This window comes from Streptomyces sp. NPDC089424, assembly GCF_044749345.1.
Classification (GTDB): Bacteria; Actinomycetota; Actinomycetes; order Streptomycetales; family Streptomycetaceae; genus Streptomyces.
This window is the reverse complement of the sequence record NZ_JBIVHU010000002.1, coordinates 626,788-641,957: the sequence shown is the minus strand read 5'-3', so window position 1 is coordinate 641,957 and position 15,170 is coordinate 626,788. Positions and strand designations below refer to the sequence as shown.

The 15,170-nt window shown below is 70.4% G+C and carries 13 protein-coding genes; 6 read left to right on the top strand and 7 right to left on the bottom strand.

The genetic code is table 11. From position 1 onward, the window contains the following. Positions 1-28: 28 nt before the first annotated feature. Complete coding sequence (locus tag ACIP2X_RS10490) at positions 29-2,395, top strand: AbfB domain-containing protein (protein WP_401670162.1); 2,367 nt, start codon at positions 29-31, stop codon at positions 2,393-2,395. Positions 2,396-2,500: 105 nt separating this feature from the next. Here ACIP2X_RS10490 and ACIP2X_RS10485 read toward each other — a convergent pair whose 3' ends face one another. Further along, positions 2,501-2,788: a CbrC family protein gene (locus ACIP2X_RS10485; RefSeq protein ID WP_401670160.1), complete on the bottom strand. Its 288-nt coding sequence runs from the start codon at positions 2,786-2,788 to the stop codon at positions 2,501-2,503. A gap of 273 nt (positions 2,789-3,061) precedes the next feature. Next, positions 3,062-6,337, bottom strand: a complete 3,276-nt coding sequence (locus tag ACIP2X_RS10480) for a LamG-like jellyroll fold domain-containing protein (protein WP_401670158.1) — start codon at positions 6,335-6,337, stop codon at positions 3,062-3,064. Positions 6,338-6,707: 370 nt separating this feature from the next. Here ACIP2X_RS10480 and ACIP2X_RS10475 point away from each other — a divergent pair, with 370 nt between their 5' ends. The 5 genes from ACIP2X_RS10475 (at position 6,708) to ACIP2X_RS10455 (ending at position 9,546) form a co-directional block, all read left to right on the top strand. Next, positions 6,708-7,778: a glycoside hydrolase family 43 protein gene (locus tag ACIP2X_RS10475; protein ID WP_401670155.1), complete on the top strand. Its 1,071-nt coding sequence runs from the start codon at positions 6,708-6,710 to the stop codon at positions 7,776-7,778. A gap of 79 nt (positions 7,779-7,857) precedes the next feature. Next, on the top strand, positions 7,858-8,403 hold the full coding sequence (locus ACIP2X_RS10470; RefSeq protein WP_401670153.1) for an RNA polymerase sigma factor: 546 nt from the start codon (positions 7,858-7,860) through the stop codon (positions 8,401-8,403). Beyond that, complete coding sequence (locus tag ACIP2X_RS10465; RefSeq protein ID WP_401670150.1) at positions 8,400-8,897, top strand: transmembrane transport protein; 498 nt, start codon at positions 8,400-8,402, stop codon at positions 8,895-8,897. Before ACIP2X_RS10470 ends, ACIP2X_RS10465 begins: the two co-directional genes overlap by 4 nt. Positions 8,898-8,946: 49 nt before the next feature. After that, entirely contained in the window at positions 8,947-9,084 is a 138-nt protein-coding gene (locus ACIP2X_RS10460) for a hypothetical protein (protein ID WP_401670148.1), read from the top strand. 33 nt (positions 9,085-9,117) lie between these two features. After that, positions 9,118-9,546: a VOC family protein gene (locus ACIP2X_RS10455; RefSeq protein ID WP_401670145.1), complete on the top strand. Its 429-nt coding sequence runs from the start codon at positions 9,118-9,120 to the stop codon at positions 9,544-9,546. Between the two features lie 191 nt (positions 9,547-9,737). On the opposite strand, the gene ACIP2X_RS10450 is transcribed toward ACIP2X_RS10455, so the two are convergent. The 5 genes from ACIP2X_RS10450 to ACIP2X_RS10430 form a co-directional block, all read right to left on the bottom strand. Beyond that, on the bottom strand, positions 9,738-11,414 hold the full coding sequence (locus ACIP2X_RS10450) for a hypothetical protein (RefSeq protein WP_401670142.1): 1,677 nt from the start codon (positions 11,412-11,414) through the stop codon (positions 9,738-9,740). Between the two features lie 3 nt (positions 11,415-11,417). Continuing rightward, on the bottom strand, positions 11,418-12,248 hold the full coding sequence (locus ACIP2X_RS10445; protein ID WP_401670140.1) for a protein phosphatase 2C domain-containing protein: 831 nt from the start codon (positions 12,246-12,248) through the stop codon (positions 11,418-11,420). 338 nt (positions 12,249-12,586) lie between these two features. After that, positions 12,587-13,279, bottom strand: coding sequence for a VWA domain-containing protein (locus ACIP2X_RS10440; protein ID WP_401670137.1), 693 nt, complete (start codon positions 13,277-13,279; stop codon positions 12,587-12,589). 343 nt (positions 13,280-13,622) lie between these two features. Then, the gene (locus ACIP2X_RS10435) at positions 13,623-14,300 is read right to left on the bottom strand and encodes an RES family NAD+ phosphorylase (RefSeq protein ID WP_401670135.1); all 678 of its coding nucleotides are present in this window, start codon (positions 14,298-14,300) and stop codon (positions 13,623-13,625) included. A gap of 1 nt (position 14,301) precedes the next feature. Continuing rightward, positions 14,302-14,979, bottom strand: a complete 678-nt coding sequence (locus ACIP2X_RS10430; protein WP_401670132.1) for a DUF3168 domain-containing protein — start codon at positions 14,977-14,979, stop codon at positions 14,302-14,304. Positions 14,980-15,170: the final 191 nt, after the last annotated feature.

Genomic DNA, 15,170 nt, shown 5'->3' with positions numbered 1-15,170 from the left:
CCGCACCCCCACTAGTGAAGGAGCCACGATGCGTTCCACGTCACCCGCACCGCGCCGAACGGGCGCCTGGCTCAGACGGGCGGCGCGGTGGGCCACCACCGCGCTGGCCGCGCTGACCCTCGTCGGCGGTACGGCCCTCACGGCCACCGGCACCGCCACCGCCGCGCCCCAGGCGTGGACCCCCAAACCGTCCCCCATGACCACCCCGTGGACCAACCAGGTGCCCACCGACACCCCCCTCCCGGAGTACCCGCGACCCCAGCTCACCCGGCCCGACTGGGCCAACCTCAACGGCATCTGGGACTTCGCCGTGACCTCCGCGGACGCCGGCCAGCCCGCGTCCTTCACCGAGCAGATCCGCGTCCCGTTCGCGGCCGAGTCCGCACTCTCCGGCATCCAGCGCCGCATCACCCAGAACGACAAGCTCTGGTACAAGCGCACCTTCACGGTCCCGGCCGGATGGAACGGCCGCCGGGTCCAGCTCCACTTCGGTGCCAGCGACTGGCGTACCACCGTATGGGTCAACGGCCGCCAGGCGGGCGCCGTGCACAGCGGGGGGTTCGACGCCTTCTCCTACGACATCACCGACCTCCTGAGCGGCGGCACCAACACGCTCGTCGTGTCCGTGTGGGACCCCACCGAGACCGGCGGCCAGGCCGTCGGCAAACAACGGATCCGCGACGTGGCCCCGCATCCCGGCGGCGGCATCTTCTACACGGCCGCGTCAGGGATCTGGCAGACGGTGTGGCTCGAACCCACGGCGCCCGCGCACATCGCGCGCCTGGACATGGTCCCGGACCTCGCGAACAACCGCCTGAAGGTCACCGTCCGCGGCGCCGGGACGAGCGGTCATCAGGCCCGCGTCACCGTCTCCGCCGGCGGCACCACGGTCGGCACGGCCACCGGCACGGTCGGCACGGAGTTCACCGTCCCGGTCCCCGGACCCCGCCTGTGGACGCCCGAGGACCCGTTCCTCTACGACGTGAAGGCCGACCTGCTCTCCGGTGGGACGACCGTCGACTCCGTGGGCAGCTACACCGGCATGCGCTCCGTCGGCCTGGCCCGCGTCGACGGCGTGCTGCGGCCCGTGCTCAACGGGAAGTTCGTCTTCCAGACCGGCACGCTCGACCAGGGCTACTGGCCGGACGGCATCTACACCGCGCCCAGCGACGCGGCCCTGCGCCACGACCTCCAGAAGCACAAGGACCTCGGCTTCAACATGGTCCGCAAGCACATCAAGGTCGAGCCGCAGCGCTGGTTCTACCACGCGGACCGGCTCGGCCTGCTGGTCTGGCAGGACATGCCCTCGATGGACCTGCGCACCCCCGACGCCGCCGCCCGCACCCAGTGGGAGGCGGAGTACGACCGCGTCATCGACCAGCACCGCAGCTCACCCTCGCTGATCATGTGGGTCAACCAGAACGAGGGCTGGGGCCAGTACGACCAGGCCCGCATCGCCACCGAGGTCAAGGCGTACGACCCCTCCCGCCTGGTGAACAACATGAGCGGCGTCAACTGCTGCGGTGCCGTCGACGGCGGCAACGGCGACGTCGTCGACCACCATGTCTACGTCGGGCCGGGCACCACCGTGCCCAGCGCCACCCGGGCCGCCGTCCTCGGCGAGTTCGGCGGCCTCGGCTTCAAGGTCGCCGGCCACGAGTGGTACCCCGGCGGCGGCTTCAGCTACGAGGACCAGCCGAGCCTGACCCATCTCGACAACCGGCTGGTCGGCCTGCTGGACGCGATCCGCGAGGTACGCATGCCACGCGGGCTGTCCGCCTCGGTCTACACCGAGATCACCGACGTCGAGAACGAGGCCAACGGCCTGCTCACCTACGACCGTCAGGTCGTCAAGGTCGACGAGGCCAGGGTCAGGGCGGCCAACGGCGCACTCATCGAGGCCTCCCGGGGAGCCACGGCCCCCCTCACCCTGCCCACCGGCCAGTACAGGTCGCTGCGCGTGACCACACCCGGCTACACCGACCGCTACGTGCGCCACCGGGACGGCGCGGCCTACACGGACGTCGTCGGCTCCGGCAGTGACGCCCTGCTGAAGAACGACGCCACCTGGAAGATCGTCCCCGGCCTCGCCGACAGCTCCTGCTACAGCTTCGAATCACGCAACTACCCCGGCGAGTACCTGCGTCACCGCGAGTACCGCGTCTACAAGGAGGGGGGCAGCGGCGACCTGTTCCGGGCCGACGCCACCTTCTGCCCGGTCCGGGGCGCGAACGGCGGGGTGCGGCTGTCCGCGTACAACTTCCCCGAGCAGTACCTGCGCCACTACGACGCCCAGCTGTGGCTCGCCACCCCGGGCGGCACGCACACCTGGGACACCCCCGCCCTGTTCACGGAGGACACCACATGGACCGTGGAGGCCCCGTGGGCCCCGTGACCCGGGCGTAACACCCCCGACCGAACACCCGGCGGCGCGTCACCTGACGCGCCGCCGCTTCGCTCCCACACCCTCGTGGATTGCACGTCCGTGGCTCATGCCGGACTACGCCGGCTCCATGCCGCAGTGCCAGCAGCGGAACAGGTAGCCGGTCGGCCCTCCGACCCGGTCCAGGCCCCGCAGAAACCGTTCACTGTCCGCCGCCTCCCAGCCGTAGCGTTGATGGTCCCGGCGGAGCATGGCCAGAGCCTCCGGGTGAGCCTCGAGTTCGCGGTATCCGGCCGGGCCGAGAAAGGCCGCGCCGTCGCCGCAGTGGTACAGCCACGACTCCTGCTGCCAGCCGGCGAAGCCGGGAGTACGTCGGGTGATCTCCTCGACGACGGACAGAGGCACGTCGTCCGGGACGTGAGGGCATCGCTGAAGACCGCAGGCATCCCGAAGTCCTCGTCGCCTCCGGCTGAGACGCCCACCGCAACGACGCCCCGCCCTGCAGAGCACCACCGAAGTCGAGCGGACTACGGGCACGTTCACCCTGAACACGCCCCCCGCCGTGGCCCAGAAGTCCATGCCGAACACCACCTCACCGGCAGCCCCAAGAGCGCCGTCGACATGCAGAAGGGCCCCGGCGTTGGTGCTTGTCGCCGGGGCCCTTCCCTCATCGCTCCGCTACGGCTGCTCCTCCGTGTGGAGGGCGCTCACCTCCTCGGGGGTGAGTGCCTTGTCGAAGGCGTGCACCTCGTCCACCGAGCCGTTCCAGAAGTCGGTGGCGTTCCCCTCCCACTGGGCGCGGCCCACCGTGAGGGGACCGGTGCTGGGATAGGCCGCACCGCCGGTGGCGGTCGCCGCCGGCTTCCCGTCGACGTACAGCGTGATCGTGTTGTCCGTGGCGTCGCGGACGCCGACGAGGTGGTACCAGCGTCCCTTCTCCGGGGTGGTCTCCAGCCGGGCGCGGTTCCCGCCCGGCGTGCTGAAGGCGAACGCCCCCTGGCCGTACTGGAGGTAGAACGGGCTGGCCTGGCGCCGGGTGTCCTGGCTGACCGCGGTGGCGTAGTTGCCGGGAAGCTCGTCCAGCCGCACCCAGGCGGACACGGAGTAGCTGCCCGTCGTGTCGAGCACCGGGCCGTCGGTCTCGGCGTACTGACCCTGCCCGTCGAACGTCAGCGCGCTGCCGCTGACGCCCGGCGTCCAGGTGGTGCCCTCGGTGAGCGTCAGGGATTTGGCGTTCGGGCCGTCGTCCTTCGCGTTGGTGCCCGTGCCCTCGTCGAGAGCCCAGTGCCCGCCGCCCTTGAGCGGCTGCCGCTCGCCCGCCGCGGCACCCGCGGCGACGACCCTGCGGTTGATCTCACGCACCCTGACCGGGTCGACCTTGATCTCCCTGCGGTCGTACGTGTACAGGCCGTTGAGCTCGTTCTCCAGGTCGGTGATCTGGGTGTAGACCGAGCCGGAGAGTTCCGCCCCGGCCTGGTCGAGGTAGAACTCCTCGGTGTTCTCCACGTACTTGCGGGTCAGCGCCTCCTTGTCGGCGACCCCGCTGTAGATCACCGTCGGCGCGCCCGGCCACATGTGGCCCGGCGTGCGCAGGACGAAGCCGCCGTGCTCGCCGTCCATCGCGGCCCGGTGATCGGGGAAGGGCGGGTCCTCGTTGTTGTAGTCGTGGTGGTCGATGATGTCGCCCTTGCCCGAATCACCCTTCGAGTTGCAGCAGTTGACACCGCTGTGGGCGTTGACGACACGGGACGGGTCGGCCTGCTTCACGGACTCGGCGATCCGGCCGGTCTCCGCGCGGTCCCACTCGCCCCAGCCCTCGTTGAAGACGATCCAGCTGATCACGGAGGGCGAGTTGTGGTGCTCCCGCATCACTTCCCGGCCCTGGTCGACGAAGGCGCGCCGCCCCGTCTCGTTCGTGATGTTCCCGGAGACGAAGTCCTGCCAGACCAGCAGGCCGAGCCGGTCCGCGTGGTAGAACCAGCGCGGCGACTCCACCTTGATGTGCTTGCGGACGGCGTTGAAGCCCAATTGCTTGTGCGCCTTGAGGTCGAACGCGAGGGCCTCGTCGCTCGGCGCGGTGTACAGGCCGTCGGGCCAGAAGCCCTGGTCGAGCGTGGCCAGGGAGAAGACCGGCTTCCCGTTCAGGACCAGCTTCTGGAATCCGCCGACCTTCTCGATGCCTATGTCGCGCATGCCGAAGTAACTGCCGACCCTGTCGCTCGACCTGCCGTCGGTGAGCCTGACGTCGAGGTCGTAGAGGTAGGGGTCGTCCGGGCTCCACAGATGCTGGTCCGCCACCGGCAGCCGCAGCTGCGCGTTGGCCGGCCCGCTGATCCTGCCGACGACCTTGCCCCGTTTGTCGCGGGCGACGGCCTCGACGCGGGCACCGGCGGACGCCCCCTCGGACTCCACCTTCACGGCGAGAGTGCTCGTGTCGATGTCCGGGGTGGTGACAACGTTATCGACGGCAGTGGTGGCCACCGGCTCCATCCACACGGTCTGCCAGATGCCCGACGACTGGGTGTAGAAGATGCCGCCGGGGTTGACCGACTGCTTGCCCATCGGCTGGTCGGCGCCGCCGGTGTCGGTGACGGCGACGACGACCTCCTGCGGGCCGGTGCCCTTCAGCGCGTCGGTGATGTCGGCGCTGAACGCGTCGTAGCCGCCGGTGTGTTCGGCCACCTGCGTGCCGTTGACCCAGACCCGCGCCCGGTAGTCGACGGCGCCGAAGTTGAGCTTCAGGCGGTCGCTCCGGCTGTCCTTGCCGACCTTCCAGTCCTTGGGCACGTTCACCAGCTTGCGGTAGAACATGTGGTCCTCGTGCCGCTCCAGCCCGGACAGCTGCGACTCGACCGGGAACGGCACGACGATCTTCTCGTCGAGGTCCTTGCCGAACACGGGCTGCTCGCCGGCCGCGGCGCCGCTGAACTGCCAGGGGCCGTTCAGGTTCTTCCACCGGGCGCGCACCTGCTGCGGGCGCGGGTACTCCGGCAGCGGGTTCTTCTCGTCGAGCCGGTCGCCCCAGGGGGTGGTGAGCCGGTGGGTGGAGGCGTTCTCGGCGTAGCGGATGACCTTGGGTACGGTCTCGCCGCCCGAGGTCAGGCCGCCCTCGCCGTCGTAGGTGACCCGCACCTGCTGGTTCTTCTGGACGGGCTCGGCGAGCGTCACCTGCAGCGCGTTGCGGTCGCCGGGAACGGTGGTCACCGACTTCAGGGGCATGGCCGTGGTGTCGACCTCGACCTTCAAGTGGTCCTTCACCGCCCGCAGATCACCGACCCGGCCCTCGAACCGGGCCCGCAGCCGGCGTCCGTCCGCGGTGACGGACATCTCCACCGGGTAGACCTCGAAGCCCTCCGGCGGGGTGAACGCGGACATCGGCACGAGCTGCTTCGGCTGGTCGGGCGTGGACCAGCGCAGGAACATGTTGGCGCCGCCGAAGTCCTGGAACATCTCCAGGCGGAAGTCGTGCTTCTCACCGGCGGCCAGTCTGACCGGCGCGCTGGTCTGCTCCCGGTCCCAGTCCGGTTCCCAGTGGTCGATGACCGGCTCGCCGTCGATGAACAGGCGGAAGCCGTTGTCGCCGATGGCGTGGAAGGTGTAGTCACCGGTGGCCGGCGCCTCGATCTGCCCCGTCCAGCGGGCCGTCGTGTGCTCCGTCCTGCCGTTGAGCTCCTGGAACGTGCTGGTGAGGCCGGAGAAGTTGATCTGTGGCTCGAGCAGCGTGCCACCGAGCTGGGCGAAGTCCCGGGCGCCGGGCGCCGACATGCTGAAGTACTCGCCCTTGAGGCCGTGCACCTCGACGTCGGACCGTCCGGCGCTGGGGAGCGCCGACGCGTGGCCTGCGGGCTCGGCGGCGGAGGCGGTGGCGGCCAGGCCGCCGGGGGGCAGCACCAGGACCGCCGCGGTCAGCAGCGCCCACGCTCTGGCACGGGGGCGGATGTGTTGTCTTGTCATCGAACCTTTCCTCGCACGAAGGCCCTCGACCGGGACCGGTCACAGGCGAACGCCGGTACGGGTGCGGTCAGGCGGCTCTTTCAACGTTGGAAATCCTGCGACAGCGGAATGACAACATGCCCTCGGGTGCGTGTCCAGACCTCGCGCACCACGGGGCCGACGCGACGTCACGGTCGCCTGGCGTCGCCCCAGTTGGCCGGAGGCACCACCCTCCCGGTGGCCGTACCCCACCCGCTCGTGGACAGGTCCCGCCCGGCTCCGGCCCATTGACAGGGTCGGCGCCGCTCAAGATGCTGGGAGCGCCATTGCATCGATGTAAAGGCGATCTCCGCCGACCGTGACGGAGGCGGAGGCGAGCGAGGGGCGGGACATGGGACTTTCTCGTCGTCTTTCCGGCGTCGCCGCCATCCTGCTGTCCGGGGTGCTCGCCGCCGTGCTGGGGCTCACCTCCGCCCCGCCCGCGCGAGCCGAGCAGACCGCTCTGCGGGCCGCCGACCCGAGCGTCCTGCGAGTCGGCGGCACCTACATCTCCGTGCAGTCCACCGGCGCCGGCATCGCCGTGCGGCAGGCTCCGTCGACGAGTGCCCTGGCGTCGGCGGCGGCCCGTCAGGTCTGGTCGGACACCCGGAACCTCGGCGAGGTCTGGGCGCCGGAGATCGTGCGGGACACGGGCCGGTACCACATCTACTTCACGGCCGGCCGCGGAGCCGCGCACCGGATGTACGTGATCAGCTCGGCGGCCCCCGACAGCGGGTACACCGCCGAGACGAAACTGGCCCTGCCGGACGACAAGTGGGCCATCGACGGCACCCTGTTCACGTTCAACGGCCTGCGCTGGTTCGTATGGTCGGGCTGGGCCGGTGACACGAACGTCGAGCAGAACCTCTACATCGCCCGGATGAGCAGCCCGACCACCCCGGCCGGCGGGCGCCACATCATCTCGCAGCCCCGGGAGAGCTGGGAGCGGGTGGTGGGTGACCCGTTCATCAACGAGGCACCCGAGGCCGTGAAGGACCCCAGCGGGCAACTGCACGTCGTGTACTCCGCCAACGGCAGCTGGAGCGACCAGTACTGCCTGGCCGACCTGCGGCTGAGGGCCGGCGGCGACCCGACGTACGTATGGGACTGGTACAAGTCCAACGGCTGCCTGTTCGGCTCCCACCGCGCCACGATGATGGCGGGCTGGGACCCGACCCTGCACGTCGACGGCCCCGGGCACCACACCTTCGTCCTGCTCGACGGCGACATCGCCACCAGCCCGCCCGCGGGGCCGAGGTTCCCGTCGATGTTCCACGCGGTGCCGAAGGGGACGCCGTACTCCTGGGCGAACCGCTACTGGTACACCGGGACGTTCTGCTGGTGGGGCGACACCACCTACCGCCGCGCCGACGTCCCGGGCCCGAACTCGGACGTCGGCTGGAGCCTGAAGTTCTTCGAGTAGAGCGGAGCGTTCCCGTGAACCTTTCCGCCTCCTAGGCCGACTGTCTTGGTGAGACAGGGCGCGGCGCGGAGGAGGTGCGGTGAGCGGCGACGGGCGACGCGACGGGCTGCTGGTGGTGCGCTGCCAGCTCGGGGAGCGGGAGGCGTTCCGCGAACTGGTGCGCGTCTGGCATGCCCCGCTGTGGCGGTATGTGCGCGGCATGGTCGGCTCGCCGCACCTCGCGGACGATCTCGCCCAGGAGGCATGGGTCGCCGTGGTGCGCGGACTGCCACGGCTGCGACAGCCGGAGCGCTTCGCCCCGTGGCTGTTCACCATCGCCCGGCGCGCGGTCGCCGAACACCTGCGGCAGGCCTACAAGGCCGCGGAGACGCCCGTCGAGGAGGCGGGCGCCGTGGCCGCCGACGACTCGCTCGATGACGTGCTGACCGCGATGCAGGTGGAGGCCGGCCTGGGCGGGCTGCCGCCCCTGGAGCGTGAGGTCCTGATCCTGTTCCACCTTCAGGATCTGCCGCTGGCCGCCTGCGCCGAGGTGCTCGGGGTACCGCCGGGCACGGTCAAGAGCAGACTGCACCGCGCACGCCGGATGTTGCGGAGTGTCCTTGCCGAGAGGGGAGACGAGGCATGAGTGAGCGGAATCCCGCTGAGGGACGGGACGTGTCCGAGGACCTCGCACGCGCGCTGGCGGCGGAGGTCTCGCTGGGCTCCCGCATGCGCCTGCTCGCCCTGGGCCTGGCGGGAGGGTGCGGCGCGGCACTGATCGCGGTGCTGTGGGCCACCGAGCCGCATCCGCTGCCCGTGCGGACCCGGGCCGCCTTCGGCGGACTGATCGCCGTCGGACTAGCCTGGAGCGCCTTCGCCGCGTGGGTGTTGAGCAGGCGGCGCCCCCTCTTCGCCCGCGACCGGGTGCTGGGCGCCCGGCTCGCAGTCGGGGTCACCGTGGTGACCGCGGTGGCCGGCACGGCACTGGCCGCGGCCCGCGCCACCCCGGCAGGGGCACTGACAACCGCCCTGGCCGGGGCCGCCCTTGTGGCCCTGGCAGGACTCGTCCTGGTCCGGGCGCGGGCCCGCCGCCGCGCACTGCTGCGGCTGCGTGACGCCTTGGGACGACCTGCTCCCTGAGGCCCGAACCCGCCCGTCCGGAATTCCTCCACGACTTCAAGGAGACGTCATGCGCGACAAGAACGCCCCCGTCGGCCTGCCGGCCATCGCCCTGCGCCTGCGCGGAGCCCCCAGGCGGACCGTCCTCGTGATCGCCGTGCTGGCGTGCACCGCCCTGCTCGTCGGCGTCGGCCTGCTCCTGACGTGAACCCGCACACCGGCCGCCTGTTAGGGTGCGCCGGTGTCCACGGTCAAGCAGTTCCAAGTCACCTTCGACTGCGCGGAACCCGAGCGCGTCGCCCGCTTCTGGTGCGAGGTGCTGGGGTACGCCCCGGCGAAGCCGCCGGGGGAGTTCACCTCCTGGGCGGAGTTCGACAGCTCCCGGCCTCCGGAGGAGCGGGGCGCGTGGTTCGCCTGCACGGACCCCACAGGTGTGGGCCCCCGACTGTTCTTCCAGCGCGTCCCCGAAGGCAAGGTCGTCAAGAACCGGGTGCACCTCGACGTACGGGTCGGTACGGGACTGGTGGGCGAGGAGCGCCTGGCGAAGCTCGAAGCCGAGTGCACCCGCCTGGTCGCCTTGGGGGCGGTACGCGTGGAACTGCTCTACGACGGCACCGATTCGTGCATCGTGATGCAGGACATCGAGGGCAACGAGTTCTGCGTCGACTGAGCGTTCGGCGGGCCTTGAGGCGAGGCGCCCGCCGCGGTCCGTCGTGCCACCCCTGCTCGGCGCCGGGCGCGCAACGGCCTCGCGGCCCGAGCGAGCACGGAGGCCGTCCTCCGACCAGGGAAGTCGTCCTCGCAGTCGACCCTGTTGGGTCCGTGCACTTGGTCCGGTGACCCGCAACCGAGAGGGTTCATTCAACCGACCTCTGTCAGGCGGTACTTCCTTGCCTCGCCGTCCGGCGGGTGGACGATCACCCACTCGTCCCTGATGACATAGAGGAAATCCTTGTTGCGCGCCCGGTAGCCGTTCGCGGTGGGCTCGGCGGGGATGGTGATCTGTCCGGACTTCCTCCGAGCGGCGTCCGGGTCCAGCCAGGAGCCGTTGTAGTAGATCCTTCCCCTCGCGGTCCGGCACAGCGTGATGCGGTGCAGTTCTGTCGTGTACGCGTGCAGCAGGGTCGCTCCGGCGCCATCGGGAATGCGGGCCGCCACGGCTGTGGGGCAGGGCGCCCCCGCTCGAAGAGGGCCGGCGTCGGGCGGCGCGGCGGAGTCACGCAGGAACAGATGGACGCCGGCCCCTGCAAGCGCCGCGGACACCACCATCGCGAGGACGACGAGAGTCCGGCGCCGACGCCGGCGAGCGGGCGGGGAAGGCGGCGGCGACGGAGGCTGCCGTCGCTGTCGGGGTGCTGTCTGGGGTATGGGCTGGCGGGTCCGCGTGGTGGCGACCTGCGTCTGCGGCCGCACCTGCGGCTGCCGCTGGGGGTGGGGCCGGGGCGTCTGCACCGGAAAGCCGCTGGCGGGACGCTGTCCTGTTTGCGGGGCGGCGTGCTGATGCTGGACGGCTGGTCGACGCTGGGCGGTGGGCTGGTGCTGGATTCCTCGTCGATGCTGAGCGGCGTACTCGTCCAGGACACGCAGCTTGTCTTCACGGTAGGAAGGTCGGCTGCCACCGATGACGAAGACGGTGTGCAAGGCGTGATGCCACTCCGCCGCGGAGGGCCGTGCGCCCGTGGCGAACGGATCGTCGAGTGCGCGGCTGAACATTCGCCGAAGCGCCGGGTCCAACCCGCCGGGGAACCCCGTGGGCTTGATCCATTGCCCCTTCTGGGGCGCCCCGGGCCATCTTGGGCCGCCCGGGTTGAGGAACAGGCAGCGGTAGAGCACCAGGGCAAGCGCGAACCGGTCGCTGAACCGGTCGTGCGCCGGAATCACTCCGGCGACGCGGCGCGGATCCGTCCACTCCTGCGTGGCTACGCCGTGCGTCGGCTGATCGTTCCACGAGGTCAGCCCGTCGCAGTCGATCAGGTAGGCGTGCGTGTCCCGCTCCCGCCACACCAGGTTCTTCGCCGACAGGTCCCCGTGGGTGAGCCGACGGTCCTCAAGCTCCATGAAGATGTCGCACACGCGGAGCAACACCCCCAGGCGTACGCATGCCATCGGTGGCGGAGGCTCGGCCCGGGCCAGATAGAGGAAGTCAAGCGTGCGGGCGGTCGTGCGGCCGTTCGGCTGCGTCAACATGAAGGACTGCGGAATGAGAGGCAGGACCACGCCCGCCACACCGCCTCTCCTTCCGTGGATCACGTCGATGGGCCAGTTGATGGAGGACTCGGCCGTCGTGGCGAGCCCGCCTCGTACCGTGCGTCCACTGCCGTTCTCGGCGCGGCGCACGGCGTCCCAGCCGCTCTGGGCCAGCCGGTGCAGCCGGTCGACCTCGGACGATGCGGACACGGGTGTCTTGTACTCCTTGTAGACACGGTCCACCCGGTCCACGTCCACGCAGTGGTACAGCAGCCCTTGGCCGCCGTCGACGTTGAAGGGGCTCGGCTCGACGTGGTACTTGCGGCCGAGTCGGCTGGTGACGGTGCGCATCGCTCACCCGCACCGCAGCTGCCGTGGCCACACCACGAGGGCGGTCCGGTCGTCGTGCGAGCCGCGGCGCCGGTAGCGCAGCGAGTCCGCCATTGCCATGGCGTCGCATGGCTGTGACCACCGCTCGGCGAGCCAGGCCCGTACCGCGGGTGAGCCGAAGGCGTCCTCCGCCAGTCCGTCGGATGCCAGGATCAGGCAGGTACCGGCGTGCTCCTCGTCCAGCGAGGCGTACTCGGCGACCTCCGCGGGGGCGGCGTGGGGCAGGGCGGCGGAGACCCGATTGACCGGTCCGTTGTCGCGGGGGAAGACGGTGTTCCACTCCTTCCCGTCCAGTCGCATCACCGCGCAGTCCCCGACCCGGGCGGCCCAGCCGGTGCCAGCGGCCGGCAGCAGTACCAGGGCCGCCGTACAGGAAAGGTCCTTGTCCGTCAGGCCGGGCATCCCGGCCGCGCGCAACCGCGCCGCCTGTGCGCACGCTGCCTCGAGTACTCGGCCCAGGACAGCGGGCGGGTCGACCGCGAGGGACGCGGCGGTGACGGTGCGGGCGACCTCGCACAGCAGGGAGGCCATGAGCGTCGCGCCGAGCTGCGAAGTCAGCGGACGCGAGCCTAGGCCGTCGCAGACCGCCGCGAGCAGCAGCGAGCCGTCGTCGGAGAGGGTGAACTGGTAGGCGTCCTGCGCAGTGGTGCCGCAGTTCAGGTGCGACTGCCCAGCGAGACTCGCCGCGCCCAGCCATCGGTCACCGAGCAATCCCCCGTCGGCCCGCATCCCGGGCAGCGAAGTCGTCGTCGGCGCGAGGCGGGGCAGCGGAAGCGGTTGCAGGCGTTCTCCCACACGCGGAGCGTCGGTGGGCTGGGTGCGTGGCGAGCAGACCGACGGAACTCCGGTGGCCGTCGTGCCCTCACCGGTGGATTCGCCGCCGTGAGCGTCGGTGTCGATCCCGCCGTCGGACGGACTTGGGCCGATCACGCCGTCGGCGGGGATGCCTCCCACGACGCCGGCCCCTGGCGCGTGTTGCTCGGGCGCGTCGGACGGGGCCGGGGCGGTGACCGCTGATTCGGAGGCTGCGTCCGCCACGGCGGGCCCCCGGCCTGCCCCGGGCCTCCGGCTGCCGCCGTCGTCCGTCTCCGGGGCCGCGTGCCGACCTCGGAGGCGGTCGAACATGCCCATGCTCAGCTCACCGTGCGCTGGGCGAGGGGCAGTTGCGTCAGTTTCGTGCCGTCGAGCGGCACCGAGAGTGCGCCCCCGGAGGCGGAGGAGAAGCTGCTGGAGGTGGTCCGGATGCTCCGGACCACCGTGCGCAGAATCTCGCGCACGGCCGCTCCCGGGTCACTCTCGTCGGTGAAGAAGGCGAAGCCCGTCGAGATCTGTTGGATGGCTTCCCGGTTCGCCCGGCCGAAGCCGAAGCTCACGATCTGCGCCCCGTACTTGTCGTCCTTGGAGGTGACTTGCCCTTGGGCGTGGGTCCAGTCGACGCCGGCGTTGTGCTCGCCGTCGCTGATGAAGAAGATCACCGGCTGGTGGTAGGCGCTCCCCTTGCCGAGGGCCTTGATGCCGTCGCGCAGCGCGTCCCCGGAGGCACGCAGGCCCACGTCGAAGTTGGTTCCGCCCTGCGGGGTCAGCACGGGCATGTCGGCGAACGCGATGTCGGTCAGGGGCAGGACGATCTCGGCCTTGTCGGAAAAGGTCACCACGGCCAGCCGTGCGATCTCTCCGGTGGCCGGGTCACCCTTGATCGCCGACTTGATCTCCGGGAGCGCGTCGTTGACGGCTCTCATCGGCGAGCCCGCCATCGAGTACGAGACATCGATGCAGAGGCACACGGGAAACACAGCGGGCCGCTCGACGTTCGAGAATTCAGACATGCCTGTCCTTACGGGGTCCGGTGATCGAATAGGTGCAGGATCGAAGCATCGCTGTACGCGAGAAGTCTGTGATTTCTCATGGCCGTTTAAGTGTCCCGGCTGTACACGTCAATGCATTGCTGGAATGAGGAGCGGGAGAATGCAGGTGCATTCCGCACCGAAGATGCCGGGCGGAGCTGGGCCGCCCGGGTAGTTACTGGAAGGAAATTATGCACGGGGACGGACGGTCGGAGTGCGGTTTCGTCCAGACGCCCGGGAAAAGCCCGGAAGGCGCCCGGTTTTCGCCCGGCCGGGCTCGGCGGGACCCGAGGGCGCCGATGCCGGGCCCCGATGCCTGCCGACGTCAGGCGTGGGATACGGCCGGCGGTCCGACCCTGACCCTGAACTGTCTCAGCTGCTCGTCGACCCACCGCACGGTGTCCGACTCGTCGAGGTCGCGCGGGGGTTCGTCGGTGGTGGCCTCCAACAGACTGCTGTGCGCGCAGCGGTCGAACAGCACCAACGACGCCTGCGGGAAGGCGAGCCGCGACTCGTACAGGAAGCCCTGCGCCCAAGGCGCCTCGGCACGCAGCCAGTGCGCCCAGCGGCGTGTGAAGGCGTAGTCCGTGGGTTTGGACCGCACCAGCCAGTCGTCGTCCTGTTGGACGGCGTTGAGTTCGAACAGGGTCCGTATCGAGACCAGCGCCACGTCTCGAGCCAGCCGGATCTGCGACAGCCGCTTGCCCTCGAGCTCCTTGTGCGGCAGGACACGGGTGGGACTCTCGCCGTCGAAGGCGATGTCGCGCAGCAGCCTTTCGGCCAGCGCCGTCGTCGGCTCGGGTGCCGCGTACAGGTAGGAGTAGAGATCGTTGGGCGTGCTGTCGAACCGTCCGCCGCCGAAGTGGTGGTCCTGGGGCGTGGGGTTGAAGTCGACCGCCGCGCGCTTGCGGGAGTGCACCCTGTACAGGACCCTTCCGGCCTCCCAGTCGACCCGCCTCGGTTCAGCCGTGCCGACATCGGGCAGTCGTGCACCTCGGGCCATGTCAGTCCTCCTCTCCCACCACGCTCGCCGCGGCGAGCAGTTGTCCGTCCAGGCCGGCACCGAGCAGGGAAGCCGGGGACGTGGCCAGCCAAGGATTGGGGCCGAGCCACCAGTCGGCCACTCCCCAGGGATCGTCCTGTGCGCCCAGCATGCGGTTGATGGCGACGACCACGTCCCGGGGTCGGCCATCGCCGTGGAACTGGAAGGCCGGCAGAGTCTCCGTGCCATCGCTCCGACGTAGCCGGATCAGCTCGGGCGCCGTGGCCTCCACACCCAAGTTCTCCCGTAGATCGTCCTCGGAGAGTGCGGGCTCGGCGAGCAGCCGTTCGTACGGCGAGGGCAGAGCGTCCTCCCCGTCCGCCGCGGCCGATCCGGCTCCGTGCAGAGCTGCTGAGCGGCCGCTGAACGAGGTCAGCCTGGCCAGCAGTTCATGCGGCGGGGCTGTCACCGTGTCCGAGAACCGCCGGTGGACTGCCAGGACCTCCTGCTCGGGCAGGGCGGCGCGCAGATGCGCCGCGACGGCAACGGCGACTGCCCTCTGGCGGCGTTCCTCGCCCCCTTCGGCCGCCAGGTCCAGCAATGCGTCGAGTTGGTTCCGGTTCTCCGGGCTGATTTTTCCTCGTATCTCTTGTCGATCTCTTGTCAGCGCCATGAGGAGTCGTTCCTCGTACTCGTCCATGCTTCCCCCTTCCGGAATCCGGATGGACCCGTACGGTAGTGAGGTACGGTTCTTTTGACAATTGGCCGGACTTGGGAATTGCGTGGGTGTATAGCATTAGCCGAGTCTGGCCGGGGGGAATTACGTCAGCACGCGGCGCCCGGTGCGAATCCGGGAGTGCGGCGTGTGCGTGTGCGGGTGCGGGTGCGGGG

Coding starts and splice junctions, on each gene's coding strand:
- ACIP2X_RS10490 (WP_401670162.1), top strand. CDS start 29: ATGCGTTCCACGTCACCCGCACCGCGCCGAACGGGCGCCTGGCTCAGA.
- ACIP2X_RS10480 (WP_401670158.1), bottom strand. CDS start 6,337: ATGACAAGACAACACATCCGCCCCCGTGCCAGAGCGTGGGCGCTGCTG.
- ACIP2X_RS10475 (WP_401670155.1), top strand. CDS start 6,708: ATGGGACTTTCTCGTCGTCTTTCCGGCGTCGCCGCCATCCTGCTGTCC.
- ACIP2X_RS10465 (WP_401670150.1), top strand. CDS start 8,400: ATGAGTGAGCGGAATCCCGCTGAGGGACGGGACGTGTCCGAGGACCTC.
- ACIP2X_RS10460 (WP_401670148.1), top strand. CDS start 8,947: ATGCGCGACAAGAACGCCCCCGTCGGCCTGCCGGCCATCGCCCTGCGC.
- ACIP2X_RS10450 (WP_401670142.1), bottom strand. CDS start 11,414: ATGCGCACCGTCACCAGCCGACTCGGCCGCAAGTACCACGTCGAGCCG.
- ACIP2X_RS10440 (WP_401670137.1), bottom strand. CDS start 13,279: ATGTCTGAATTCTCGAACGTCGAGCGGCCCGCTGTGTTTCCCGTGTGC.
- ACIP2X_RS10435 (WP_401670135.1), bottom strand. CDS start 14,300: ATGGCCCGAGGTGCACGACTGCCCGATGTCGGCACGGCTGAACCGAGG.
- ACIP2X_RS10430 (WP_401670132.1), bottom strand. CDS start 14,979: ATGGACGAGTACGAGGAACGACTCCTCATGGCGCTGACAAGAGATCGA.